This window comes from Albidovulum salinarum (assembly GCF_025673475.1).
Classification (GTDB): domain Bacteria; phylum Pseudomonadota; class Alphaproteobacteria; order Rhodobacterales; family Rhodobacteraceae; genus Albidovulum; species Albidovulum salinarum.
Genome location: NZ_JAOVQO010000023.1, coordinates 22699 through 46921 on the forward strand (window position 1 = coordinate 22699; position 24223 = coordinate 46921).

Below are 24223 nucleotides of genomic sequence, written 5' to 3' on the forward strand. Positions count from 1 at the left end.
GCGATCTTTCGGCGAAAAATCGGAGTCCCGGCGGCGCGGCGGTGCGGGGTTCAGACCGCCGGGCTGTGACCGGCCTTCGACAGGTCGTAGGCGTCGAAGACGCGGGCGATCATCCGGGTGAGCGGCCGCCCCTTCTCGGGGACCGCAAGGCCCGCGGCGTCAACCGTGACCATGTCGCCGAACTCGCGCGCGGCGAGCGCGTACATCTCCTGCAACTCGGCGTCGCTTATGCCAAAGCTCGACCGCAGCTCGGTGCTGTCGATGCGGAAGTCGCACATCAGCGCCTCGATCATCCGCGCCCGGAGCTTGTCCTGGCCGGCGAAGCCATGGCCCTTCGCGGTCGAGAACCGGCCCTCGCGGATCGCCTTGGTATGGGCCGAGGTCGAGGGCGCGTTCTGGGCGTAACCTTGCGGGAAGCGCGAGATCGACGAGGCGCCGAGACCGATCAGCGCTGGGGCGAGGTCGTCGGTATAGCCCTGGAAGTTGCGCCGGAGCCGGCCCTCGCGCGCGGCGACGGCCAGCCCGTCGGTGGGCAGCGCGAAATGGTCGATGCCGATCTCGTCGTAGCCGTCGGCGACGAAGAGGTCGCGCGCGGTCTCGAAAAGCTTCAGTCTTTCCTCGGGGCGGGGCAGGCTGTCGGAGGGGATCATCACCTGGCGCCGCGCCATCCAGGGCACATGGGCATAGCCGTAGAGCGCCACCCGGTCAGGGCCGAGCGACAGGAGCTTCTGCACCGAATCGGCTATGCGCGCGCGGGTCTGGTGCGGCAGGCCGAAGAGGATGTCGGCGTTGAGCGAGCGGATGCCGCGGGCGCGGAGCTTGTCGGCGGCGAGCTTCGTGACCTCGAAGCTCTGGTCGCGGCCGATCGACTTCTGGATGTCGGGGTCGAAGTCCTGGACCCCGATCGAGGCGCGGTTCATCCCCGCCTCGGCCAGCGCGTCGAGCCTTGCGTCGTCGATCTCGTTGGGGTCGATCTCGACCGAGAACTCGGCGCCCTCGCCCATCGGCACCACGTCGAACACGGTCCGGGCGAGGTCGCGCATCAGGTCGGGCGCGAGCAGCGTCGGCGTGCCGCCGCCCCAGTGGAGCCGCGAGAGCGTGACGCCGGCGGGCAGCTCGGCCTGCAGGAGTCTGAGCTCGGCCTTCAGCACCTCGACATAGGCGCGCACCGGCTCGTCCGAGGTCGTTCCTTGAGTCCGGCAGGCGCAAAACCAGCAGAGCCTGCGGCAGAACGGCACGTGCAGGTAGAGCGAAATCCGCGAACCCTCTGGAATCAAACCGATCCAGTTCCGAAAATCTTCGGGCCCGGTGCAGGAATTGAAGTGCGGAGCGGTCGGATAGCTCGTATAACGCGGTACACGCGCGTCAAAAAGCCCGAGCCGCGTGAGTTGCGATTCAGCTGTCATGGGCCTAGCGTTAGTAGCCGCCATCACACCGGACCTTGACCCAGATCAAAGAATGCAGATGTCCCTTCATGAAGTCCCCCTCTCGGCGCCGAAATGCGGCGACTGCCCCATTCGTCACCGGGCGGTCTGCGCGCGCTGCGAAGCGGACGAGCTCGCGGCACTCGACGCGATCAAGTACTACCGCAGCTTCGAGGCGGGCCAGACGCTGATCTGGTCGGGCGACCGGATGGATTTCGTGGCCTCGGTGGTCACCGGGGTCGCGACGCTGACCCAGGTGCTGGAGGACGGGCGCACACAGGCGGTGGGGCTCCTCTTCCCGTCGGATTTCGTCGGCCGGCCGGGGCGCGACACCGCGCCCTACAATGTGATCGCCACAACCGACCTTCTCATGTGCTGCTTCCGCAAGAAGCCGTTCGAGGAATTGATGGGCCGCACCCCGCATATCGGCCAGCGGCTTCTGGAAATGACGCTGGACGAGCTCGACGCGGCGCGGGAGTGGATGCTGATCCTCGGCCGTAAGACCGCGCGCGAGAAGATCGCGAGCCTTCTGGCGATCGTCGGTCGGCGCGAGGCGTCGCTGCACCGCCGTGCGCCGCAGGGCCGGATCGTCTTCGACCTGCCGCTGACGCGCGAGGCGATGGCGGATTACCTTGGCCTGACGCTGGAAACGGTAAGCCGGCAGATCTCGGCCCTGAAACGCGACGGGGTGATCGAGCTGTCCGGCAAGCGCCACATCACGATCCCGGATTTCGACCGTTTGATGGAAGAGGCCGGGGACGACGCCGACGGCGGACTCGTCGGCTGAGAGAGGCGGCGAGATCGTGGCAGATCTCGCGAAGTCATCTCCATCCACCTTGCGGACAAAGCGGGCGTTCAGACACGTTTAGGAGAAACGGCCCCAGAGCATCTGGAAGTCGGGTTCACGATACCAGCCCGAGCTGACGCGCAATCGTTGCAGCATCGTAGTAGTCTCGACCTTCGACCACCTTTCCATCCTTGACCCGCATCACGCTGCAGTAGCGCGTCTCTTGCCGCCGACCACTCGGCTCAAACGTCCCGAGCGACGATTCAAGCGGTCCGGTATGGGTACCGCGATTGACGAACTCGACCACTGCCCGGTCTCCGTCGACGACGACGTTTGTGACTTTGACCTCTCCATCGGGAAACGCTCGCCGCCAGCGCTCGTAGTCCATTCGATATCCCTCGGGCCCGATCTGGCTCTCGCCTCGGGCGACGTCCTCGAACTGGCAGTCCTCCGCAATGACCGCAACGCCGCGTTCGGGATCGCGCATGTCCCACGATTCGTGGAATTGCCGAACGACCTTTTCGGTGGGATGCATGGCGATGACCTTCCGGTGAGTGTTTGTGTGAAGAGAGTAGCGGCCAGCGTTGATCAGTCCAACGGAAAGTCCCCATTGGGCTAAGGCCGGACTGACACTGGATCCGGGCATCTCTAATTCCTTTGCCGGATACCATGACCTCTGCTACCGTCGCGGCAGCTGAAGTCGGCAGGCAGTCAGCCTAATCGGTGTGTGCCGTAACTATCTCTGTCCGATGGAGGTACTTATGGAACACAGAACAACCCGCCGTGCAGCCCGCCGCGAGCGGCCGGTGCGGCAGACCAGCGCGGCGAACGCGTTCCGGCTTGACGAGACGGGCGCGGCGCGGGCGCGGTTCGGCTTTCTCGATGCCGGCGATCTCGACATCCTCAAGGCGCGGGTGGTGGAGCTGCTCTCCGACTACGGCGTCGTCGTCCTGCATCCCGAGGCGCGGGCGCGGCTGATCAAAGCCGGGGCGCGCGAGGGGACGGGGGCCGACCGGCTGCGGCTGCCACGGGAACTCATCGCCGAGGCGCTTGCCGCCACGCCGAAGGCGGCGCGGCTCGCTGGCAAGAAGCGCGGCCTCGATCTGGTGCTGCCGCGGCCGGACGGCGGCTTCGTGATGCGCACCGGGACCGGCGCGCATGGCTATGTCGATCCGCGCGACACCAAGTATCGCAACATGGACCTGACCGCGGTGAGCGAGATCGCGGCGGTGGCCAACACGCTCGACGAGGTGGGCTTCATCGCCCATCCCTTCGTCCACGGCGTGCCGGAGAAGACCGCCGACATCCACAGCTACGGGCGGCTCATCGCGCGCACCGACAAACATGTCTGGATGCAGCCCTACCAGTGGGAGAACGTAGACTACCTGATGAAGATCGCCGCGATCGCGGCGGGGGGCGAGGCGGAGCTGCGCGCCAATCCGATCACCAGCGTCATCACCTGCTCGTTCACGCCCTTGGAATTCAAGTACATGGATACCCATGTGATCATCGAGGCGGGCAAGTATGGCGTGCCGCTCCATGCCTGTTCGCTGCCCTCGTCGGGGGGCACGGCGCCCTTGTCGACCGCGTCGATGGCGGTGATGGCGGCAGCCGAGATTGTCGGCATGACGGTGATGGCGCATGTGCTCGCCCCCGGCACGCCGGTGATCGCGACGCCGCTGATGTTCACGCTCGACATGCGCACCGGCTCGGCGCTGCAGTCCTGCGTCGAGTCCCTGCAGGCCGCCAACATGTCGATCCAGCTGATGAAGCAGGGGTTCGGCATGATGGCGCATACCTACGGATCGGGCTCGGACACGCCCGACGTCGATCACCAGTCGATGGCCGAGCGCGCGCTCATCACCGAGACGGTGGCGCTGGCGGGCGCGGATATCCTCGGCGGGGTCGGGCAGCTCGAATGTGCCACCGTGTTCAGCCCGGTCCAGGCGGTGCTCGACAACGAGGTCGGGGCGATGATGCGGCGCTTCCTTCGCAAGCCCACGCTCGATGCCGAGAGCCTGAACTGGGAGGAGATGATGCGGATCCGCCAAGGCGGCCATTTCCTCGACAGCGCGCATACGATCGAGACCTGCCGCGACCAGCTCCAGCCCCAGGTGTTCCTGCGCCAGGGGCGGGACGACTACGAGAAGTCGGGCCGCCGCACCGCCTTCGACGCGGCGCGCGAGGCGGCGCTGGCGGCGATCGCGACGGCGCCGGAGGAGGGCGTGCTGTCGGAGGACCAGCGCAAGGAGATCGCGGCCCTCGCCGCCCATGCCGACGAGCATATCGTCGCGGCCTATGCCGGGGCGGTCGAGGTGATCTGAGCCGGAGGGCCCGGCGAAAGGAGAGCGGTATGGAGCTGCTGGCGGTCAGCGTCGGGCAACCGCGCCCGGCGCTCTATAACGGCAAGGAGATCGCGACCGGGATCTGGAAGGCGCCGGTGGCGGGACCGGTAAGGGTGCGGCGACTGAATGTCGACGGCGACCGCCAGGCCGACCTGACGGTGCATGGCGGCGTCCACAAGGCGGTCTATGCCTTCCCGGTCGAGCATTACGGCTTCTATCAGGAGCGCTTCGGGCCGGGACCGTTCGGCTTCGGCCATTTCGGCGAGAACCTGACCATCCGCGGGCTGAGCGAGGACGAGGTACGGATCGGCGACCGCTACCGGGTCGGCGGCGCGCTCCTCGAGGTCTCGCAGCCGCGCTCGCCCTGCTTCAAGTTCGGCCTGCGCATGGGATCGCGGGAGGCGATCAAGGCCTGCGTCGAGAGCGCGCGCACCGGCTTTTACCTCCGCGTCGTGGAGGAGGGCGCGGTCGAGGCCGGCGACCGCATCGCCGCCGAGCACTGGGACGAGGCGGCCCCGACCGTCGCCGAGGTGCACCGGCTCTATTTCCTCGACCGGAGCGACCTTGCGGGGCTGCGCCGGGCGGCGGGCTGCGCGGCGCTCGCCCCCGCCTTCCGTGACGAGTTCATCGCCCGTCTCGCCGCGCTCGGCTGACCCCGCGCGGGGTCAGTGCGCCATGAGCACCGGCACGACGGCATGTTCGAGCATGTTGCGCGTGGTGCCGCCGAGGATCGCCTCGCGGAAGCGCGAATGGCCATAGGCGCCCATCACCACCATGTCGGCGTTGATGTCGCGCACATGCCGGGCCAGCACTTCGGAGGTCTTGGGCAGAGTCTTGGCCAGCACCGAGACCTCGGCATGGATTCCGTGGCGCGAGAGAAGCTGCGAGAGCATGCCGCCGGGATCGGACCGCTCTGGTCCGTGGCTCGGCGGGTCGATGATGGTGATGTCCACGGCGGTCGCAGCCTTGAGGAGCGGAAGGCCGGCGCGGGTCGCCGTCAGCGCCTCGTCGCTCTGGTTCCAGGCGAGCACGATGCGGGCGCCGAAATCCACGTTCGACATGCCTTCGGGAAGGACAAGGACCGGCGCCTTGCCCTCGAAGAGCGCGGCTTCGAGAATCGCCTCGGCGGCGGTGCTGCCGTTGGGGCCGTAGGGCTTTTGCAGGACGACCAGATCGGAGAAGCGCGCGAGCAACGCCACCGGCCCGCCGAGCGCGCCGATCTGCGCGACCGCGGTGTCGACGCCCCAGCGGATGTCTTCGGCATCGAGCCGGTCGCGGATCGCCTGTTCGGCGCGGGTTGCCTCATTCTTGGCTTCGTTATAGGCCTCCTGGGTGAGGATCGCGGTGGCACCGGCGTAGTAATACCCGGTCTGGGTCTGGTCGACGCCGATGCAGAGCACATCGAGATGGGCGTCCTCGCGCCGGGCGAGCGCCACGGCCGCATCGACCTGAGATGTCGCGCTTTTCGCGTCCGTGATGATCGTAAGTATCGACTTGTAGGCCATGCTGCTCCTCCTCCCAGCGCCAGGCTGTGTCGGTGGAAATCTTGTCGCTTAGGTCAGCGTCGCGCCTTGACAAGGATCAAGCGTGCCGCAGTGACGAATTGACCCAGATCAAAGCAGCGCTTACACCCCCCGGGCCACAACCCGGCCGTCAGAAAAGGTCCGCGGCACTGCCGAATCGGACAACAAGACATTGCGAGGGAACGCAGAGATGATTGATTATATCAAACTGGGCGTGCTTGGCGCGATAGCGGTATTGGCCGCGATCGCCGCCAATTACGCGCACGACCTGGCCTACATGGTGAACGCGCTGACGGTGATGCTCGCCGCCGCGATCACCTTCATTTGGGTGCTCCGCCGCATCGACGAGCCCCGGCCCGCGCCGGTCAACGAATACAACGACGGCGTCATCCGCGCCGGTGTGATCGCCACCTCGTTCTGGGGTGTCGTGGGGTTTCTGGTTGGCGTGACGATCGCGTTCCAGCTCGCCTTCCCGGCGCTGAATTTCTCTGATCTGACACATGGTTACCTGAACTTCGGCAAGCTCCGGCCGTTGCACACCTCGGCGGTGATCTTCGCCTTCGGGGGCAACGCGCTGATCATGTCCTCGTTCTACATCGTCCAGCGTACCTCGGCCGCCCGCCTCTGGGGTGGCAACCTTGCCTGGTTCGTGTTCTGGGGCTACCAGCTTGTGATCGTGCTCGCCGCGACCGGCTATATCCTCGGCGCCACCCAGTCGAAGGAATATGCCGAGCCGGAATGGTACGTCGACATCTGGCTGACGGTGGTCTGGGTCGCCTTCCTCGCGGTGTTCCTCGGCACGGTGATCAAGCGCAAGGAACCCCACATCTATGTGGCGAACTGGTTCCTGCTGTCGTTCATCGTCACGGTGGCGATGCTGCACCTCGTCAACAACCTGTCGATCCCGGTCTCGCTCTTCGGCTCGAAGTCGGTGCAGGTCTTCTCCGGCGTGCAGGATGCCATGACCCAGTGGTGGTACGGCCACAACGCGGTCGGCTTCTTCCTGACCGCGGGCTTCCTCGGCATGATGTACTACTTCGTGCCGAAACAGGTCGAGCGCCCGGTCTATTCCTACAAGCTCTCGATCATCCACTTCTGGGCGCTGATCTTCCTCTACATCTGGGCCGGTCCGCACCATCTGCACTACACCGCGCTGCCGGACTGGGCCTCGACCCTCGGCATGGTGTTCTCGATCATCCTCTGGATGCCCTCCTGGGGCGGCATGATCAACGGCCTGATGACGCTCTCGGGCGCCTGGGACAAGCTCCGGACCGACCCGATCATCCGCATGATGGTGGTCTCGATCGGCTTCTACGGCATGTCGACCTTCGAAGGCCCGATGATGTCGATCAAGGCGGTGAACTCGCTGTCGCACTACACCGACTGGACCATCGGTCACGTCCATTCCGGCGCGCTTGGCTGGAACGGCATGATCACCTTCGGCGCGCTCTACTTCCTGACGCCGCGCCTGTGGAACCGCGAGCGGCTCTACTCGCTCACGCTGGTCTCCTGGCACTTCTGGCTCGCCACGATCGGTATCGTGCTCTACGCCGCCTCGATGTGGGTCACCGGCATCATGGAAGGCCTGATGTGGCGTGAAGTCGACGCGCAGGGCTTCCTCGTGAACGCCTTCGCCGACACCGTGGCCGCCAAGTTCCCGATGTACGTGGTGCGCGGCCTCGGCGGGGTCCTGTACCTCGCGGGTGCGGTCATCATGGTCTACAACCTCTGGGCCACCGTCGCGAAGCAGCCGGCCACCGCCGGCGCCCGCGCCGCGGTCCCGGCCGAATAAGGGAGGCCGGAACCATGGCCATTCTGGAAAAGCACAAGGCTCTCGAGAAGAACGCGTCGCTTCTGCTCGTCGGCTCGTTCCTGGTCGTCACCATCGGCGGCATCGTCGAGATCGCGCCGCTCTTCTACCTCGAGAACACGATCGAGAAGGTGGAAGGGGTGCGGCCCTACACGCCGCTGGAGCTCACGGGGCGCGACATCTACATCCGCGAGGGTTGCTACGTCTGCCACAGCCAGATGATCCGGCCGATGCGTGACGAGGTCGAGCGCTACGGGCACTACTCGCTCGCCGCGGAATCGATGTACGATCACCCGTTCCAGTGGGGATCGAAGCGCACCGGGCCGGATCTGGCGCGGGTGGGCGGCCGCTACTCGGACGAGTGGCATGTCGACCACCTGACAGACCCGCAGTCGGTGGTGCCGGAATCGGTGATGCCGAAATACGGCTTCCTGTCGAACCGCTTCATCGAGCCCAAGTACATCGAGGACCGGCTGAAGACCGACGCGCTCGTGGGCGTGCCCTACACCTCGGAGATGATCGAGCTCGCCAAGGCAGATTTCGCCGCGCAGGCCGATCCGGACGCCGATACCGAGGGGCTCGTGGAACGCTATCCGGGCGCCACGGTGTCGAACTTCGACGGCCAGAAGGGCATCACCGAGATGGACGCGCTCGTCGCCTATCTGCAGGTGCTGGGCACGATGGTCGACTTCTCGACCTTCCAGCCCGACCCGAACCGCTGAGGAGGGGGCCATGGACAGTTATTCGCTACTGAGGCACTTCGCCGACAGCTGGGCGCTTCTCGCGCTCGTCGCGGTGTTCCTCGGCGTCGTGGTCTGGGCCTTCCGGCCCGGATCGCGCAGCCTGCACCGCGACATCGCCAACATCCCCTTCCGGCATGAAGACAGACCCGCAGCCGGCGACAGCGCCGCGCAGGAGGCCCTGAAATGAGCAGAAAACCGATCAAGCAGAAGGCCGATCCGGAAACGACCGGCCACGAGTGGGACGGCATCCAGGAATGGGACAACCCGATGCCGCGCTGGTGGCTCTGGACCTTCTACGCCACGATCATCTGGGGCATCGCCTACACCATCGCCTATCCGGCCTGGCCGCTCGTCACCCAGGCGACGCAGGGGATCTTCGGCCAGAAGAACCGCGCTGCGGTCGCCGCGGAGATCCAGCGTTACGAAGACGCCAACGCGCCGGTCGAGGCGAAGCTCGTCGCGGCCGACCTGACCGCGATCGCCAGCGATCCGGAGCTTCAGAACTACACGATGAACGCCGGCGGCGCGGTTTTCCGCACCTGGTGCGCGCAGTGCCACGGCTCGGGCGCGGCGGGCGCGGTGGGCTACCCCAACCTGCTCGACAACGACTGGCTATGGGGCGGCACGATCGAGGATATCCACACCACGATCAGCCACGGCATCCGCAACACCGAGGACGCCGATGCCCGCTACTCGGAGATGCCGCGCTTCGGCGCCGACGAACTGCTTGAGCCCGAGCAGATCGACCAGGTCGTGAACCACGTCCTGAAGATCTCGGGACAGGAAGCCGACGAGGCTCTGGCGGCCGAGGGCGCCACGGTCTACGCCGACAACTGCGCGGGATGCCACGGCGAGGACGGCACCGGTGACCGGGCGCAGGGCGCGCCGAACCTGACGGATGCGATCTGGCTCTATGGCGGGGACGTCGAGGCGTTGACCGAGTCGGTCAGCAATGCGCGCTTCGGGGTAATGCCGGCCTGGGCCGGCCGTCTCAGCGAGGCCGAGATCCGCGCCGTTGCGGCCTGGGTCCACAGCCGCGGCGGCGGCGAGTAGGCCGCGAGCGAGGGAATCAAAGGAATGGGGGCCGCGGCCCCCATTTCATTTCGGTACGCCGCGTGCTCCGGCGCCGGCGTTTACGGGCGCGCCGGACCTGCGCTAAGGTCGGCACACGACGCCGCCGGACGTCGCCCGCGCTCGTCACGCGGAAGGCCCGGTCGGGAAGAATTGTGACTGTCAGACACCGCGCCGCAGAGTTCATGTGCGCCAAGGGAGGTAAGAGGATGATCGAGAAGATTCTGGTTGCCGTCGACGGCTCCGGCCATTCCATCAAGGCGGTGGAATATGCCGCCACGATCGCGGCGGCCTGCAAGGCGAAGCTCCTCGTCCTGACGGTGCTGAAACCGCGCCAGGTTCCGAAAGTCTCTGACGCTTTGCGCAAGTATGCCGAGCTCGAGCATATCGAGGGGACCGACTACGAGGCGATGAAGCTTCTGTCGAGCGACCTTCTGGCCCATGCGGCAGAGGTCGCGCGCGGCAAGGGTGCGACCGATATCGACAAGCTGGTCGAGAGCGGGCCGGTCGCCCGCACCATCGTCGATCTCGCCCGGCGGCGGAAGGTCGACATGATTGTCCTCGGGTCGCGCGGGCTCGGCAACATCGAGGCGACCCTGCGCGGCGGTGTGTCGCACCGCGTCGAGCTTCTCTCGAAATGCCCGGTTCTTACGGTCAAATGACGCCAAACGGCAGCGGGGCGGCCCCTCGGTCGCCCCGCGCTTGATTTATGTCAATGTGCCGGTCCGAGAATCGCTGCAGATTGCCGGGGAACTGGGAGATAACCCCCCCAGTCCAAGCACCGGCGCCCCGTCCTGTTCGCGCGTTTCCTGGGGGCTCCGGTGCTTGACTTTTTCCGGCCTAGCCCATCGCCTCAGCCTTTGCGCCTCTTTCGCGGGCGCGTTTCGCGTCGACCCGCACCACCCAGTTCGCGAGCCCGGCGCCAGCGAGGAAGTAGGCCGCCCCGACCGCCAGCACCAGCTCGCCCGGAATCGGCCCGATATCGGCGCGGTTGACGAAGCCGGCGAAGCTCTGCACCGGAACCGGGTGGATCACCAGCTTGCCGACATAGGCGAGCGACTGGATCGCGAGGATCCACAGGTAGTTGCGCCGTACCCGCCGGGCCAGGGCGGTCATGAAGCCGATGTGATAGACCGGATGAAGGTAGTCGTTGGCCAGCACGTTGTGCCAGTTCTGCTCGGTGTGCAGGTCGCCGTCATCGGTCAGCATCGGCGCGTAGAAGTGCTTTTCGAGCCAGCGGGCGCGGCCGCGCCAGACGTTGAAGTAGCGGTAGCGCCGCGCCTCGAGCACGAGGAAGAGCAGGATCAGGACGCCGACGATGAGAAGCGGGATCGGCGAGGCGCCGGGCGAGGAGAAGGAGATCGAGAGCGCCACCCCGAGCGTCACCACCGCCCAGTTCGTCGTGGTGTCGAGCCTGGTGCGCCAGATCGTCGAGCGGTAGACCTCGGCGCGGTAGAGATGGGCGAGCGCGCCGATCTCCGCGGCCGTGAATTCCGAGGTTTCGGTCGCCCTGCGCTTGTCTGCCATTCACGCCCCCATGGTCCCGTTCCCCCGGATTGAACCCGATCCCGGCGCGATCTCCAAGGCCCCCGGCAGTGATTCGTGGTAGCCTGCCCCCGGCGGATTCGCCGCATCGCAGCGGCGGCTTTTGACCTATATCAAGGCTGCGGCTCCGCATCACGGCTTAAGAGAGCGGCGCGAACAGACAAATCTAGGAATTTGCATATGAGTTCCAGCGACACCCCTCCGGCGCTTTACGCCGCGCACGAGCCCGTGTTCCCTCGCCGCGTCAGCGGGACATTCCGGACCCTGAAATGGGTGATCATGGCGGTCACGCTCGGGATCTACTACATCACGCCGCTCCTGCGCTGGGACCGGGGGCCGAACCTGCCCGACCAGGCGGTGCTCGTGGACCTCGCCAACCGGCGGTTCTTCTTCTTCATGATCGAAATCTGGCCCGACGAGTTCTATTTCGTCGCGGGACTCCTGATCATGGCCGGGCTCGGGCTGTTCCTCTTCACCTCGGCGGCCGGCCGGGTCTGGTGCGGCTATGCCTGTCCGCAGACGGTCTGGACCGACCTCTACATCCTCGTCGAACGCTGGGTCGAGGGCGACCGCAACGCCCGCGTCCGGCTCTGGAACGCGAAATGGGATTTCCGCAAGTTCCGGCTTCGCATGACCAAGTGGACGCTCTGGCTCCTGATCGGGCTCGCGACCGGCGGGGCCTGGGTCTTCTATTTCACCGATGCGCCGACGCTCGCCCGCGATCTCGTGACGGGGCAGGCGCATCCCATCGCCTACACGACGATGGCCGTCCTCACCTTCACCACCTTCTTCTTCGGCGGTTTCGCGCGCGAACAGATCTGCATCTACGCCTGCCCGTGGCCACGCATCCAGGCGGCGATGATGGACGAGGACACGCTGGTTGTCGCCTATCGCGAGTGGCGCGGCGAGCCGCGCGGCAAGCTGAAGAAGGGCGAGGTGGACCCCGGACAAGGCGACTGCATCGACTGCATGGCCTGCGTCAACGTCTGCCCGGTGGGGATCGACATCCGCGAGGGCCAGCAGCTCGAATGCATCACCTGCGCGCTCTGCATCGACGCCTGCGACGAGGTCATGGACCGGATCGGCAAGCCGCGCGGTCTCATCGGCTACATGGCGCTGAAGGACGAGACCGCCGAACGGGCGGGGCGCGAACCGAAAAGCGTCTGGAAGCACATCCTGCGGCCGCGGACGATCCTCTACACCTCGCTTTGGTCCTTGATCGGCGTCGCGATGGTCGTCGCGCTCTTCGTCCGTTCGCCGATCGACGTGAACGTCACGCCGGAGCGCAACCCGCTCTTCGTCACCATGTCCGACGGCGCGATCCGCAACAGCTACGAGCTGCGCCTGCGCAACAAGCATGGCGAAGACCGGCCGTTTCGGATATCCGTCACCGCGGATGCCCGCTTCCGCCTCGCGCTGGAAGGCGGTGAAAGCCTGGAGGTGATGGTGCCCGCGGATTCGACCCTGACCCAGCGGCTCTATGTCACCGCCCCGGCGGGGACCTCGGCGGCGAAGACCGAGCGGACCGACATCCGGCTCTGGATCGCCGACGGCAAGAGCACCGACCGGGTCAATGTCGACACCGTGTTCAACGGGAAGGGCGAGTGAGATGAAGCGCGAGCTGACCGGCCGCAAGGTGTTCCTGATCACCGCCGCCGCCTTCGGCGTGATCATCGCGGTCAACGTCGTGATGGCGGTGCAGGCGGTGCGTACCTTCCCCGGTCTCGAGGTCAAGAACTCCTATGTCGCCTCTCAGTCGTTCGATGCCGAGCGAAAGGCGCAGGAGGCGCTGGGCTGGACGCTGACCGAAAGCTACGGCGCGGGCGAGCTCAGGCTCGCCTTCCGCGATGCGGACGGGCTGCCGGTGCGGGTCGAGGGGCTTTCGGCCACGGTCGGGCGCACGACCGAATCCGCGAGCGACCTCACGCCCGAGTTCGCCTGGGTCAACGGCGACTACGTCGCGAAGGCTGATCTCGCGCCCGGCAAGTGGATGATCCTTCTTGAGGCTTTCGCCGGGGACGGCACCCGCTTTCATCAGCGCATCGACCTCTTCGTGAGGGGCTGATGACCTCGCTCGCACCCTCCGCCTCGGCCTGTCCGGCCTGCGTCGCCGCCCCCGCCGCCGAACGCATTGCCGAGGCGCGGGCGGTGAAGGACGCGGGCCTCGTGCTCTCGCTGCCGACGGCGCATTGCGCGGTCTGCATCTCGGACGTTGAGCGGACCTTGTCGGCACTGCCCGGAGTCCGGTCGGCGCGGCTGAACCTCACGCTGAAACGGGTCTCGGTCGCCGCCGCGCCCGAGGTCACGGCCGAGGACCTGATCGGCGCGCTGAAGGGGATCGGTTACCCGGCGCATGAGCTTGATCCGGGGCTTCTGTCGGTCACCGAGACCGACAAGGCGGGGCGCGACCTCCTGATGCGCCTCGGCGTCGCGGGTTTCGCGATGATGAACATCATGCTCCTGTCGGTCGCGGTCTGGTCCGGGGCCGAGGCGGCGACGCGCGACCTCTTCCACTGGATCTCGGCCGCGATCGCCCTGCCGACGCTGGCGTTTTCCGGCCAGCCCTTCTTCGCCTCGGCCTTCGCCTCGCTGAAGGCGCGGCGCCTTGGCATGGACGTGCCGATCTCGCTGGCGCTGATCCTCGCCTCGTCGATCTCGCTCTACGAGACCTTCGCGGGCGGCCATAACGCCTATTTCGACGCCGCCGTATCGCTCTGCTTCTTCCTGCTCGCGGGACGCTACCTCGACTACCGCAGCCGCGCCGCCGCGCGCTCGGCGGCCGAGGAGCTGACCGCGCTCGAAGTGCCGCGCGCGACAAGGGTGCGGGACGGCGCCGAGACCGTGGTGCCGATCGCCGAGCTTGCCGTGGGCGATCTGGTGCGGGTCCGGCCCGGCGGGCGGATGCCGGTGGATGGCGTCGTCACGGAAGGCACGTCGGAGATCGACCGCTCGCTCCTGACCGGCGAGACGCTGCCGGTCTGGGCGGGCGAGGGGAGTGCGGTGAGCGCGGGTGAGGTCAACCTTACCGGGCCGTTGACGCTGCGGGTCACGGCGGCCGGGCGCGACACCTCGCTCCACCGCATGGCCGATCTGGTGGCGGTCGCCGAAAGCGCCAGAACCCGCTACACCTCGCTCGCCGACCGCATGGCGCGGGCCTACTCGCCGGTCGTGCACCTGATGGCGCTCGCCTCCTTCTCGACCTGGCTTTACCTCACCGGCGATCTGCGCCTTGCGGTCAACGTCGCGGCGGCCGTCCTCATCATCACCTGTCCTTGCGCGTTGGCGCTCGCGGTGCCGGCAGTAGTGACTTCCGCTTCGGGCAAGCTTTTCCGCAAGGGATTCCTTATCAAGGACGGCACCGCGCTCGAACGGCTGGCCGAGGTCGATACGGTGGTCTTCGACAAGACCGGGACCCTGACCCTTGGCGCGCCGGAGCCAGTCGACCTCGCCGCGTATCCCCGCGCCGATCTGGAGATCGCGGCGGCGCTCGCCGGGGCCTCGGCGCATCCCCTGTCGCGGGCAATCAGCACGGCGCTGGCCGAAGCCGGGGTCGTCCCGGCCAGGGTTGCGGACATCCGCGAAGTGCCGGGCTACGGCGTCGAGGGGCGGCACGGTGACCGGATGGTGCGGCTCGGCCGCGCCGAATGGGTGGGGGCGACGCCCGCTGACGGCACGGCGACCTACCTTTCGACCGGCGAGGGCGCGGCCCGCGCCTTTGGCTTCACCGACCGGCCGCGCCCCGGCGCCGGCGCGGCGGTGGCGGCGCTGAAGGCGGCGGGCAAGCGGGTGATCCTCCTGTCGGGCGACACCGAGGCGCCGGTGGCGCGACTGGCGTCCGATCTCGGCATCGAGGACTGGCAGGCGGGCCAGCGTCCCGAGGACAAGGCCGCGCGCATCTCGGCTCTGACGGGGGAGGGCGCCCGCGTTCTGATGGTGGGCGACGGGCTCAACGATACCGCCGCGCTCGCCTCGGCCCATGTCTCGATCTCGCCCGCCTCGGCGCTCGACGCGGCACGGGTGGCCTCGGACATCGTGCTCCTCGGGCAGGACCTCGCGCCGCTGGCCGACGCGATCCGCATCGCGAAGCAGGCGCGGATCCGCATCAAGCAGAACTTCGCGCTGTCGCTCGCCTACAACCTCGTCGCGGTGCCGGTGGCGCTCGTCGGCCTCGCCACGCCCTTGATCGCGGCGCTCGCCATGTCCACATCCTCGGTCACCGTGTCGCTGAACGCGCTACGCCTGAAGTAAGGCTCCCTCCGATGGAAATGCTGGCAATCCTGATCCCGGTCTCGCTCCTCCTCGGAGGGCTCGGGCTCGTCGCGTTCCTCTGGGCGCTGAAACACCGGCAATACGAGGATCCCGAGGGCGACAGCCACCGCATCCTCAAGAAGGACTGGGACGACCGTCCGAAACCCTGATCAGGGACCGACCACGGTGCAGTCGGTCTGCCGCGCCTGCAGGCGGCGGCAGGCGAGCTGGGCCATCTCCTCGGTCATGCCGACGAAATTCGCATCATAGCCGCCATTGCGAGACACCACCTTGCGCAGCGCCTCGTCGAGCGTCGTCATCTCGACGAGCGCGGTCTGGAGAAGCTGGCGCTCGGCGTTGTAGCGCGAGGAGAAATGGCCGACGTTGATCGCCCATTGCCGCCCGCCGGAGGTGGAGACGCGGGTGACGACCTCGAGCTCCTCGGCGCCTTCTGCGGGCTGCGTCACAGCGGCGAGCACGATCTGTTCGGGCGCCTCGGGCTTCGCTGCCGCCGGGGCGGCCACGATCACGGTTTCGACCGGCTCGGGCGCCGGCTCGGCGGCCGGCGCGGCTTCGGCCACTTCGGCGGGCTCGGCGGCTTCGGTGGCCGGCGCGGCATCCGGCGCGGCGGCCTCGGCCACCAGATCGGCCGGGCGCGGTTTGGGCGCGGTTTCGGGTACGGTCACCGCGGCAAGGTCGACGCCCTCGGGTTCCGTCGCCGGCGCCTCGGCAGGCGGTGCGGCAGCGGCGAGCACGGTCTCGGGTTGCGGCGCGGTCTCCTGGACGAAGGAGGACGCGGGCAACGCCTCGGACTCGGCGGCTGCGACAACGGGCTCTGCGGCTTCGGCAGGTGCGGCTTCGGGTTCCGCCTCGGCAACGACCGTCGCGGCGGGGGCGGCGGGCGCGCCCTGGGCCTCGGCGAGGACCGCGTTGATCGTGTCCTGCATCGCCACGAGGAGTTCGTCGGCCGGCGCCGTGTCTCCGGGCACCGGCCTTGGCAGCGGGCGCGGGCTCTGTGCGACCGCCACGTTCAGGCGCAGGGTCTTGCCTGCGGGCAGCGTGCGGCTGCCGGAAATCGCGTCGGCGACGACGCGGGCGACGTCGTCGGCCGGCTCGTCGGCGCTGGCGACATAGGCCGGGCGTGCGGGTTTCTGCACCGCGACCCGGTTCGGCGCCTTGCCGAAGCCGAGGTCCATCAGTTCGGCCACGCGGGCATTGCGCGAGGCCGTCGACTTGCCGCCGAAGACGGTGGTGATGATGCGCTTGTCGCCGCGCTGCGCGGAGGCGGTGAGGTTGAAGCCGGCGGCCGAGGTGTAGCCGGTCTTGATCCCGTCCGCGCCCTTGTAGGCGGCCAGGAAGCGGCGGTTGGTATGGGCGACCTGGGCGATGCCGGCATCGGCCGTCGTGCGCGAGAAGATGTTGTAGTACTGCGGGAAATCGTAGAACAGGTGCCGCCCGAGCGTCGTCATGTCGCGCGCGGTCGAAAGATGGCCCTTCGCGGTCAGGCCGTTGGCGTTGACGAAGCTGGTGCGGCTCATGCCCATCGCCTTGGCGGTGCGGTTCATCCGCTTGGCGAAGGCGGGCTCGGACCCCTCGATCGCCTCGCCGATCGCGGTCGCGGCGTCGTTGGCCGACTTGATCGCGGCGGCCCGGATCAGGTAGCGCAGCGCGATTGATTGGCCCGCGCGCAGGCCGAGCCGCGAGGGTGGCTGCGAGGCGGCGTGCTTGGAGACGGTGACCTTGCTGTCGAGCGAGATCTCGCCGCGCTCGATCGCCTCGAAGGCAATGTAGAGCGTCATCATCTTGGTGAGCGAGGCCGGATGCAGCCGCGTGTCGGCATTGTCCTGATGCAGCACCTCGCCGGTGCGGGCGTCGATGACGAAATCGGCGTAGGGCGCAGCCAGCGCCAGAACCGGCGCGAGAAAACATGCCAGCGCGAACGCCACGAATATGCGGGTGTTATGAACCCACTGCCCCGGACAAGCGAACACCTGCCTCACCTTTATCCTGCCTCGCGCCCCGGTCATTCGCGCCGGGGCTTCAATTATGTTCGTTCACGATAACATAGGCTCGGGCCACCGGAAACACCTGATATCCTGCAGGTTGCAGCTATTTTCGGTGTGTGCGGTGAGGGGATGGCCCTTCGCGGATCTAGCGGTTCGCGGTGTCGGGCATACCAGATCCGCTCTCCGTCCCGGCGTGGATCTGTGCGACGAGCGCGTCGAGCCCGCCAAGGTCGGGCAAGGTGTGGAACCGCGCGTGGTCCTCGGGCGCTGCCTCGTGTTCGAGCGCCCAGGTCAGTTCATGCGGCACATGCACGCCCCAGCCGCCGATCCGGAGCATCGGCAGGACGTCCGATTTCAGCGAGTTTCCGACCATCATCGCGGCCTCGGCCACGAGGCCATGGCGGGCGAAAATATCGGCATAGACCGGGGCGGTCTTGTCCGAGACGATCTCAACCCCGTCGAAGAGGTCGCCAAGCCCGGACTGGGCGAGCTTGCGCTCCTGGTCGAGCAGGTCGCCCTTGGTGATGAGCAGGATCCGGTAGTCCACCGCGAGCCCCTCGACCGCCGCGCGGGCATGGGGCAGAAGCTCGATCGGATGGGCGAGCATCTCCTGACCGGCGGCGATGATCTCGCGGATCACGCGCGCCGGCACGCGGTCCTCGGTCACCTCGATCGCGGTCTCGATCATCGAGAGCATGAACCCCTTGATGCCGAAGCCGTAGCGGCCGAGGTTTCGGCGCTCGGCCGCGAGCAGGCGGTCGTCGAGATGGTCGCGATCGGCATAATCGGCCAGAAGCCCCGCGACATGGTCCTGGGTCATGCGGAAGAACCGCTCGTTGTGCCAGAGCGTGTCGTCGGCGTCGAAGGCGATCGTGGTCAGGTCCGGCATGGCTATCCCCCGCTCCCAGTTCTCCCGGATTCGGGGCTGCGGATCAATCGCCGCGCTTGGCGGCCTTTTCTGGCGCGCCTGAGGGTTTATAGTAGGAGACAGAGCCGACCGCAGCCGAATCCCGATCGCGGCCCTTCAGGAGTGTGGCATTGCCCCTGCGCCCCATAATCATGTCGGACCGCAAGAGCGGCGACGACCACGAGACGTCGGTCGCCACCAAGATGCGGCCGAAGACGCAGCGGCCGCCGCTCTACAAGGTGCTTTTGCTCAACGACGACTACACGCCGATGGAGTTCGTCGTCCATGTGCTGGAACGCTATTTCGGCATGAGCCACAGCCAGGCCTTCGAGATCATGCTGACGGTGCACAAGAAGGGGCTCGCGGTGGTCGGGGTCTTCTCCTTCGAGGTGGCGGAGACCAAGGTCGCCCAGGTGATGGATTTCTCGCGCCGCCACCAGCATCCGCTGCAATGCACGATGGAAAAGGAATAGGGCGCGGCCCGCTCCATGACGCATCCCCGGCTTTCCCTCGCGCTTGACGGCGCCGACGCGCTGCCGCTCTCCGGGCAGATCCTCGCTTTGGGGCCGGTCGCGGCGGCGGGCGACCTGCCGCTGCCGAAGGAGCGCACAACCGTCGTGCAGGGCTTCCGTCCCGACCACGACACCTTTGCCGCGCGCGGCTACCGGACCGTGCCTGCGGTTGCCGAGGCGGGTTCGGGCTTTGCCGCCGCCATCGTCTTTCTGCCGCGGTCGCGGGGGGCGGCCCATGCGCTCGTCGCCGAGGCGGCGGCGCGGGTCGTGCCGGGCGGGCCGGTCTGGGTCGACGGCGCCAAGACCGACGGCATCGACTCGATCCTGAAGGAGGTCCGCGCCCGCGTCGCGGTCTCGGCCCCGTTCGCCAAGGCACATGGCAAGGTCTTCCGCTTCGACGCGCCGGGGCCGGAGGCTTTCGCCGGCTGGGCGGCGGCGGATATCCATCCCGCGCCCGGCTTCGTGACCCGGCCCGGCGTGTTCTCGGCCGACAAGATCGACCGCGGTTCGGCGCTTCTGGCCGAGGCCCTGCCGCAGGGCCTGAAGGGCCGCGTCGCCGATCTCGGGGCCGGCTGGGGCTGGCTCGCCGCGCAGATCCTCGCGCGGCCGGGGGTGAGCGAGCTGCACCTCGTCGAGGCCGATCATGCCGCACTTGCCTGCGCCGAGGTCAATATCGACGATCCGCGCGCGCGCTTCCACTGGGCCGACGCGACCCGCTTCCGCCCGCCCGCGAAGCTCGACGCGGTGGTGATGAACCCGCCCTTCCATGCCGGGCGCGCCGCCGAGCCCGCGCTCGGCCAGGGCTTCATTGAGGCGGCGGCGGCGATGCTCGCCCCCTCCGGGTCGCTCTACATGGTCGCCAACCGGCACCTGCCCTACGAGGCGGTCCTGACGCGCCACTTCCGCGAACTGGCCGAGATCGGCGGCGACACCGGCTTCAAGCTCTTCCGCGCCGCGCGGCCGGGCGAGCCCGCTCGCCCGCGGCGCTGACTTCCGCTAGCCTGCCCCAACAGAATCAACCCCGGAACCCCCATGACCCTGTCCATCGCCGGCAAAACCGCCATCGTCACCGGAGCCGCGAGAGGCATCGGCCTTGCCATCGGCCGCCACTTCGTCGATCGCGGCGCCAAGGTGATGTTCGCCGACTGCGACGAGGCCAAGCTTGCCGAGGAGGTCGGCACCGAGGCCGCCGCCGAGGGCGCGGTGCGCTGTTTCGGCGGCGATCTCAGCCAGAAGCTGACGCTCGCCAACCTCCTGTCGGCCACGGTCGACGCGTTCGAGCGGATCGACATCGTGGTGAACGCGAGCCGCGGCATCGTCCCCTCGGACCCGCTCAATCCGGACGATCCGAGCATCGAGGCGATGCTGAAGCAGAACCTGATGACCTCGCTCCGGCTGAGCCAGATGGCGGCGAAGCGGATGATCGCCCAAGCCAAGAAGGACGAGCAGACCGAGGGGCCGGTCGGCTCGATCATCAACATCTCGACGCTTGCGGCCTGCCGCGCCCAGCCCGAGCTTCTGGCCTATTCGATCGCGGGCGCAGCACTCGATCAGGCGACGCGCTCGCTCGCCGTGGCGCTCGCGCCCGAGCGGATCCGGGTGAACGGGGTTGCGCTCGCCAGCGTGATGACGGCGAGCCTGCAGGCGAGCCTGAAGGAGAACCCCGACTGGCGCAGCCTGATCACCAGGGGCACGCCGATGGGCCGGATCGCGCCGCCGACCGAGCTGGCCGAGGTGGTGCAGTTCCTCGCCTCGGACGGGGCGGGCTTCGTCACCGGGCAGATCCTGACCGTCGACGGCGGCCGCAGCCTGATCGACGCGGTTCCGGCGCCCGCCTACTAAGCCCCGCCGTAGCGCGCCTTGCACTCGGCGATCTGGTCGAGCGCCCGCGGCACCAGCGCCTCGCGCCGGGCCTTCAACGCGGCGAGCTTGCGGTCCTCGGCAGCGGGGTCGAACGCGACCGGTGTCTCGATGGTCATCGTCTCGGTGGTGAGGCAGGTCGGCGCCTCGTGGCCGGTGCCGCGCGGATAGCCGGGGCAGCGGTAATGCTCGAGATAGGGAAGCTCCTGCCGCGCGGTCCCGTAGCCGCGGGCGCGGCCCGCCTCGGTCTCGGCGATCAGGCGGTCGAGCGTGCGGATGTCCTCGGTCACGGCGCGCAGGCATTGGTCGCGACCCGCGCCGCACCCGGCGAGCGTGGCCGCGGCCGCGGCGGCGAGGACGGCGCGGGGCAGGCGGCCCGCCACGATGCGGCGGTTCATTCGGGATGCTCGACCTTGCAGGCTTCGATCGCGGGTGCGGCCCGGGCCGCAAGCTCCGCGCGCCGGGTCTTGAGCCCGTCGAGCTTGCGCGCCTCGGCCGCGGGGTCGATGGCCACCGGCTCCTTCACGGTGTGGAACACCGGCTCGAAGCACATTCGGCGGTAGGGATGCGGGCCGTAGCCCGGGATGAAGTCGTCGCAGCGCGTCCAGACGTGGCGCACGACCTCGCGCGTCTCGTAGCCATAGCCGCGCGCGAGGGTCGCCTCGGTCTCGGCGATCAGACGGTCGAGGGTGCGCATCTCGCGCGTGGCGCTCTGGATGCAGCGTTCCTGCGGCGTGCCGCAGGCGGCGAGGAGGAGGGCGAGGCAGAGAAGGGGGCGGGCGCGCATGCTGGGGTCTTTCAGATTGCTGGGCAGGTGGCGGCCTTGGCCTCGACCTGCGCGGCGAGCGCGTCGCGGCGGGCCTGAAGGGCGGCGAGCTTGCGTTCCTCGGATGCGCGGTCGATCGGGACCGGCCGGGTGCGCGGGCCGGGCGCGGTGCAGAAGCTCATCCCGACATTCGACCCGGCGCCGCCGAGGCAGAAGTTCATGCTGGCGCCGCCGGTCGCGGCCACGTCGCGGTAGCCACGCTGCAACCCGTCGCGCGTCTCGGCGATGAGCCCGTCGATGGTGGCAAGCTCGCGCCGTTCGGAGGCGGTGCAGCGCGGGCCAGGATCGGCGCAGGATGCAGCCGCGAGGATCAACGCGAAGGCGAGAGAGGGGCGGGCGGATACGGCCATCGGGCGACTCCGGGAGTGCATGCCGGGCCAGCATAGCGGCTTTGCCGGAGAGGGCAATTTCGGGCGACACGGGGCGCGCGCTTTTGTCGGACTGGCGGGGCGGGGCCGGACCTGCTAGGCCGGGGGCGGCTTGGAGGGCACGGCATGACCAGCGATTTCGACACGAGAAAGGCCGAGGCCGCGACCTGGTTCCGCAGCTTGCGCGACGCGATCGTCGCGGCCTTCGAGGCACTCGAGGATGCCGGGCCGGGCGAAGCGCCCGCGGGCCGGTTCGAGGTCAGCGAGACCCGCCGCGCGGGTGCGGCCGGAGAGGATGCCGGCGGCGGGTTGATGAGCGTGATGCGCTGCGGGCGGGTCTTCGAAAAGGTCGGCGTCAACGTCTCGACGGTGCACGGGCAACTCGGGGCCAAGGCGCAAGCCGCGATGGCCGCGCGCGGCGTGCCCGGCATGGCGGAAGATCCGCGGTTCTGGGCCTCGGGCATCAGCCTTGTCGCGCATATGCAGAACCCGCATGTGCCGGCGGTTCACATGAACACGCGGATGTTCTGGACTCCGCACGCGTGGTGGTTCGGCGGCGGCGCCGATCTCAACCCCTGCATCGAATATGCCGAGGACACGGCGCATTTCCACGCGGCCTTGAAGGCCGCCTGCGACGCCCATGACCCGGGCTATTACACCCGGTTCAAGGACTGGGCGGACGAGTACTTCTTTGTCCCCCACCGGGGCCGCGCCCGCGGCGTCGGCGGCGTCTTCTTCGACGATCTCAACACCGGGGACTGGGACGCCGACTTCGCCTTCACCAAGGCCGTCGGCCAGGCGTTCCTGCCCGCCTTCGTGCCTCTCGTCGAGCGCCGCCGTGCCACGGCGTGGGGCGAGGTCGAGCGCGACATCCAGCTCGTCCACCGCGGGCTCTATGCCGAGTACAACCTCGTCTACGACCGCGGCACCAAGTTCGGGCTCGAGACCGGGCACGATGCCAACGCGGTGCTGATGAGCCTGCCGCCCTTGGCGAAATGGATCTGACGGGCGGGCGGCGATGATCGACGGTCTCGCGCCCGGCTCCTTCGCGGCCTTCCTCGTGACCTCGGCGGTGATCGAGCTCACGCCGGGTCCGAACATGGCCTGGCTCGCGATCGTCGCGGCCGGCGAGGGGCGGCGGCCGGGCTATGCCGCGGTCGCCGGGGTGGCGCTCGGGCTCGGGATTGTCGGCATCGCCGCGGCGCTGGGGCTTGCCACGATGGTCGCGGCCTCGCCGTTGGCCTATCAGGCCTTGCGCTGGGGCGGGGTGCTCTATCTCCTCTGGCTCGCCTGGGATGGCTGGCGCGATGCCGGCGACGGGATCGCGCATCTGCCGGACCGCGCGCCGCTCGGCCGCTATTTCCGCCGCGGGCTGATCACCAACCTGCTCAATCCCAAGGCGGCGGTGTTCTACATCGCGGTGCTGCCCGGCTTCGCCGACCCCGCCGGCGTGGTGCTGGTCGAGACGCTCACCCTGTCGATGGCCTATGTTGCGGTCGCGACCGCGATCCACGCCGCGATCGTGACGGCGGCCGGGCTCGCGCGGCGGGTGCTCGACGATCCCGCGCGCAGCCGCATGGTGCGCCGCGCGCTGTCGCTGACGCTGGCCGGAATCGCGCTCTGGTTCGCTTGGTCGAGCGCGGTTCCGGCGACCTGACGTCGGGCCGCATTGTCGTGCCCGCGCTCTGCGGCTATGAGGTGGCCCGAGGACTGGACGGAGAAACGCGATGAAACCGGCGGACTGCGCGACCATGGCCGATGTGCGGGCCGAGATCGACCGGATCGACGGCGCGCTCGTGGCGCTCCTGACCGAACGCGCGGGCTATATCGACCGCGCCTCGGAGCTGAAGCCCGCGCTCGGCCTGCCGGCGCGGATCGACGACCGGGTCGAGGACGTGGTGGCGAAGGTCAAGGCGCGGGCGATGGCCGAAGGGCTCGACCCGGAGTTGGTCGAGGCGCTCTGGCGGCGGCTCATCGACTGGTCGATCGCGCGCGAGGAGGCGGTGATCGGCCGGGACTGACGCGCGCCGTCAGCGGGCTTCCGCGTGTCCGAACTGGTGGTCGTAGAGGGTTCGGAAGAGGCCGTCCCTGGCGAGGAGGCTGTCCGGGGCGCCCTCCTCATCGACCTGGCCGTCCTTGATCACGACGATGCGGTCGGCGCTCATCACGGTCGAGAGCCGGTGCGCGATGACGATCGTGGTGCGGCCCTCGGTCAGCCGGCCGAGCGCCTGCTGCACCAGGAACTCCG

Annotated in this window: 27 protein-coding genes and 1 pseudogene; 18 read left to right on the top strand and 10 right to left on the bottom strand. The window is 68.3% G+C overall.

The features are described from left to right. Window positions 1–50 precede the first annotated feature (50 nt). Entirely contained in the window at window positions 51–1406 is a 1356-nt protein-coding gene (hemN, locus tag OEZ60_RS19580) for an oxygen-independent coproporphyrinogen III oxidase (RefSeq protein ID WP_263339970.1), read from the bottom strand. Window positions 1407–1464: 58 nt separating this feature from the next. Between hemN and fnrL the strand changes: the two genes are divergently transcribed. Then, entirely contained in the window at window positions 1465–2211 is a 747-nt protein-coding gene (fnrL, locus tag OEZ60_RS19585; protein WP_263339972.1) for a transcriptional regulator FnrL, read from the top strand. A gap of 115 nt (window positions 2212–2326) precedes the next feature. Here the strand turns inward: fnrL and OEZ60_RS19590 are convergent, their stop codons facing one another. Further along, on the bottom strand, window positions 2327–2857 hold the full coding sequence (locus OEZ60_RS19590) for an ester cyclase (RefSeq protein ID WP_263339974.1): 531 nt from the start codon (window positions 2855–2857) through the stop codon (window positions 2327–2329). Window positions 2858–2972: 115 nt separating this feature from the next. Here OEZ60_RS19590 and OEZ60_RS19595 point away from each other — a divergent pair, with 115 nt between their 5' ends. Together OEZ60_RS19595 and OEZ60_RS19600 are read left to right on the top strand one after the other, a co-directional pair. Continuing rightward, entirely contained in the window at window positions 2973–4535 is a 1563-nt protein-coding gene (locus tag OEZ60_RS19595) for a trimethylamine methyltransferase family protein (protein WP_263339977.1), read from the top strand. A gap of 29 nt (window positions 4536–4564) precedes the next feature. Continuing rightward, a complete protein-coding gene (locus tag OEZ60_RS19600) occupies window positions 4565–5209 on the top strand; it encodes an MOSC domain-containing protein (RefSeq protein WP_263339979.1) in 645 nt (214 codons plus the stop codon). Between the two features lie 12 nt (window positions 5210–5221). Here the strand turns inward: OEZ60_RS19600 and OEZ60_RS19605 are convergent, their stop codons facing one another. Next, window positions 5222–6061, bottom strand: a complete 840-nt coding sequence (locus OEZ60_RS19605; protein ID WP_263339981.1) for a universal stress protein — start codon at window positions 6059–6061, stop codon at window positions 5222–5224. 208 nt (window positions 6062–6269) lie between these two features. On the opposite strand from OEZ60_RS19605, the gene ccoN reads away from it, so the two are divergent. The 5 genes from ccoN to OEZ60_RS19630 all read left to right on the top strand — a co-directional run bounded on the left by ccoN (window position 6270) and on the right by OEZ60_RS19630 (window position 10365). Further along, window positions 6270–7871, top strand: a complete 1602-nt coding sequence (gene ccoN / locus OEZ60_RS19610) for a cytochrome-c oxidase, cbb3-type subunit I (RefSeq protein ID WP_263339984.1) — start codon at window positions 6270–6272, stop codon at window positions 7869–7871. Window positions 7872–7885: 14 nt separating this feature from the next. Next, window positions 7886–8611 carry a cytochrome-c oxidase, cbb3-type subunit II gene (gene ccoO, locus OEZ60_RS19615; RefSeq protein ID WP_263339985.1) on the top strand — a complete coding sequence of 242 codons (726 nt, stop codon included), beginning with the start codon at window positions 7886–7888 and terminating at the stop codon, window positions 8609–8611. 10 nt (window positions 8612–8621) lie between these two features. Then, the gene (locus OEZ60_RS19620; protein ID WP_263339988.1) at window positions 8622–8819 is read left to right on the top strand and encodes a cbb3-type cytochrome oxidase subunit 3; all 198 of its coding nucleotides are present in this window, start codon (window positions 8622–8624) and stop codon (window positions 8817–8819) included. After that, window positions 8816–9685, top strand: a complete 870-nt coding sequence (ccoP, locus tag OEZ60_RS19625) for a cytochrome-c oxidase, cbb3-type subunit III (protein WP_263339992.1) — start codon at window positions 8816–8818, stop codon at window positions 9683–9685. The genes OEZ60_RS19620 and ccoP overlap by 4 nt, the downstream gene beginning before the upstream one ends. Before the next feature lie 227 nt (window positions 9686–9912). Then, window positions 9913–10365, top strand: a complete 453-nt coding sequence (locus OEZ60_RS19630; RefSeq protein WP_263339994.1) for a universal stress protein — start codon at window positions 9913–9915, stop codon at window positions 10363–10365. A gap of 178 nt (window positions 10366–10543) precedes the next feature. Here OEZ60_RS19630 and OEZ60_RS19635 read toward each other — a convergent pair whose 3' ends face one another. Continuing rightward, complete coding sequence (locus OEZ60_RS19635; protein WP_263339996.1) at window positions 10544–11230, bottom strand: DUF2270 domain-containing protein; 687 nt, start codon at window positions 11228–11230, stop codon at window positions 10544–10546. 198 nt (window positions 11231–11428) lie between these two features. On the opposite strand from OEZ60_RS19635, the gene ccoG reads away from it, so the two are divergent. From ccoG to ccoS, 4 genes are read left to right on the top strand one after another with little or no spacing between them, the layout of a single operon-like run. Beyond that, on the top strand, window positions 11429–12856 hold the full coding sequence (gene ccoG, locus OEZ60_RS19640) for a cytochrome c oxidase accessory protein CcoG (RefSeq protein ID WP_263339998.1): 1428 nt from the start codon (window positions 11429–11431) through the stop codon (window positions 12854–12856). 1 nt (window position 12857) lies between these two features. Next, the gene (locus OEZ60_RS19645) at window positions 12858–13313 is read left to right on the top strand and encodes a FixH family protein (RefSeq protein WP_263340000.1); all 456 of its coding nucleotides are present in this window, start codon (window positions 12858–12860) and stop codon (window positions 13311–13313) included. Further along, entirely contained in the window at window positions 13313–15496 is a 2184-nt protein-coding gene (locus OEZ60_RS19650) for a heavy metal translocating P-type ATPase (RefSeq protein ID WP_263340003.1), read from the top strand. Before OEZ60_RS19645 ends, OEZ60_RS19650 begins: the two co-directional genes overlap by 1 nt. An 11-nt stretch (window positions 15497–15507) precedes the next feature. After that, window positions 15508–15666, top strand: a complete 159-nt coding sequence (gene ccoS / locus OEZ60_RS19655; protein ID WP_263340005.1) for a cbb3-type cytochrome oxidase assembly protein CcoS — start codon at window positions 15508–15510, stop codon at window positions 15664–15666. Here the strand turns inward: ccoS and OEZ60_RS19660 are convergent, their stop codons facing one another. Next, window positions 15667–17523, bottom strand: coding sequence for a D-alanyl-D-alanine carboxypeptidase family protein (locus OEZ60_RS19660; protein ID WP_411709821.1), 1857 nt, complete (start codon window positions 17521–17523; stop codon window positions 15667–15669). A gap of 124 nt (window positions 17524–17647) precedes the next feature. Beyond that, window positions 17648–18391, bottom strand: a complete 744-nt coding sequence (locus tag OEZ60_RS19665) for an HAD family hydrolase (RefSeq protein ID WP_263340009.1) — start codon at window positions 18389–18391, stop codon at window positions 17648–17650. Between the two features lie 170 nt (window positions 18392–18561). Here OEZ60_RS19665 and clpS point away from each other — a divergent pair, with 170 nt between their 5' ends. The 3 genes from clpS to OEZ60_RS19680 are packed head-to-tail and all read left to right on the top strand — an operon-like array spanning window position 18562 to window position 20763. Further along, the gene (gene clpS / locus OEZ60_RS19670) at window positions 18562–18882 is read left to right on the top strand and encodes an ATP-dependent Clp protease adapter ClpS (RefSeq protein WP_263340011.1); all 321 of its coding nucleotides are present in this window, start codon (window positions 18562–18564) and stop codon (window positions 18880–18882) included. 15 nt (window positions 18883–18897) lie between these two features. Continuing rightward, the gene (locus OEZ60_RS19675) at window positions 18898–19911 is read left to right on the top strand and encodes a class I SAM-dependent methyltransferase (protein ID WP_263340013.1); all 1014 of its coding nucleotides are present in this window, start codon (window positions 18898–18900) and stop codon (window positions 19909–19911) included. A gap of 42 nt (window positions 19912–19953) precedes the next feature. Then, window positions 19954–20763: an SDR family NAD(P)-dependent oxidoreductase gene (locus OEZ60_RS19680; protein WP_263340015.1), complete on the top strand. Its 810-nt coding sequence runs from the start codon at window positions 19954–19956 to the stop codon at window positions 20761–20763. Here OEZ60_RS19680 and OEZ60_RS19685 read toward each other — a convergent pair. From OEZ60_RS19685 to OEZ60_RS19695, 3 genes are read right to left on the bottom strand one after another with little or no spacing between them, the layout of a single operon-like run. Next, entirely contained in the window at window positions 20760–21179 is a 420-nt protein-coding gene (locus OEZ60_RS19685) for a hypothetical protein (RefSeq protein WP_263340016.1), read from the bottom strand. The two genes, OEZ60_RS19680 and OEZ60_RS19685, sit on opposite strands and share 4 nt — an antisense overlap. After that, window positions 21176–21568, bottom strand: a complete 393-nt coding sequence (locus tag OEZ60_RS19690) for a hypothetical protein (protein ID WP_263340018.1) — start codon at window positions 21566–21568, stop codon at window positions 21176–21178. The genes OEZ60_RS19685 and OEZ60_RS19690 overlap by 4 nt, the downstream gene beginning before the upstream one ends. Before the next feature lie 11 nt (window positions 21569–21579). Then, a complete protein-coding gene (locus OEZ60_RS19695) occupies window positions 21580–21957 on the bottom strand; it encodes a hypothetical protein (protein WP_263340020.1) in 378 nt (125 codons plus the stop codon). A 144-nt stretch (window positions 21958–22101) separates the two neighbouring features. Between OEZ60_RS19695 and hemF the strand changes: the two genes are divergently transcribed. The 3 genes from hemF to OEZ60_RS19710 all read left to right on the top strand — a co-directional run bounded on the left by hemF (window position 22102) and on the right by OEZ60_RS19710 (window position 23996). Then, window positions 22102–22980, top strand: a complete 879-nt coding sequence (gene hemF, locus OEZ60_RS19700) for an oxygen-dependent coproporphyrinogen oxidase (RefSeq protein ID WP_263340021.1) — start codon at window positions 22102–22104, stop codon at window positions 22978–22980. A gap of 13 nt (window positions 22981–22993) precedes the next feature. After that, entirely contained in the window at window positions 22994–23632 is a 639-nt protein-coding gene (locus tag OEZ60_RS19705; protein ID WP_263340024.1) for a LysE family translocator, read from the top strand. A gap of 70 nt (window positions 23633–23702) precedes the next feature. After that, window positions 23703–23996: a chorismate mutase gene (locus tag OEZ60_RS19710; RefSeq protein ID WP_263340027.1), complete on the top strand. Its 294-nt coding sequence runs from the start codon at window positions 23703–23705 to the stop codon at window positions 23994–23996. A gap of 9 nt (window positions 23997–24005) precedes the next feature. Here OEZ60_RS19710 and OEZ60_RS19715 read toward each other — a convergent pair. After that, window positions 24006–24223, bottom strand: a pseudogene (locus OEZ60_RS19715) (ABC transporter ATP-binding protein); the annotation flags it as partial.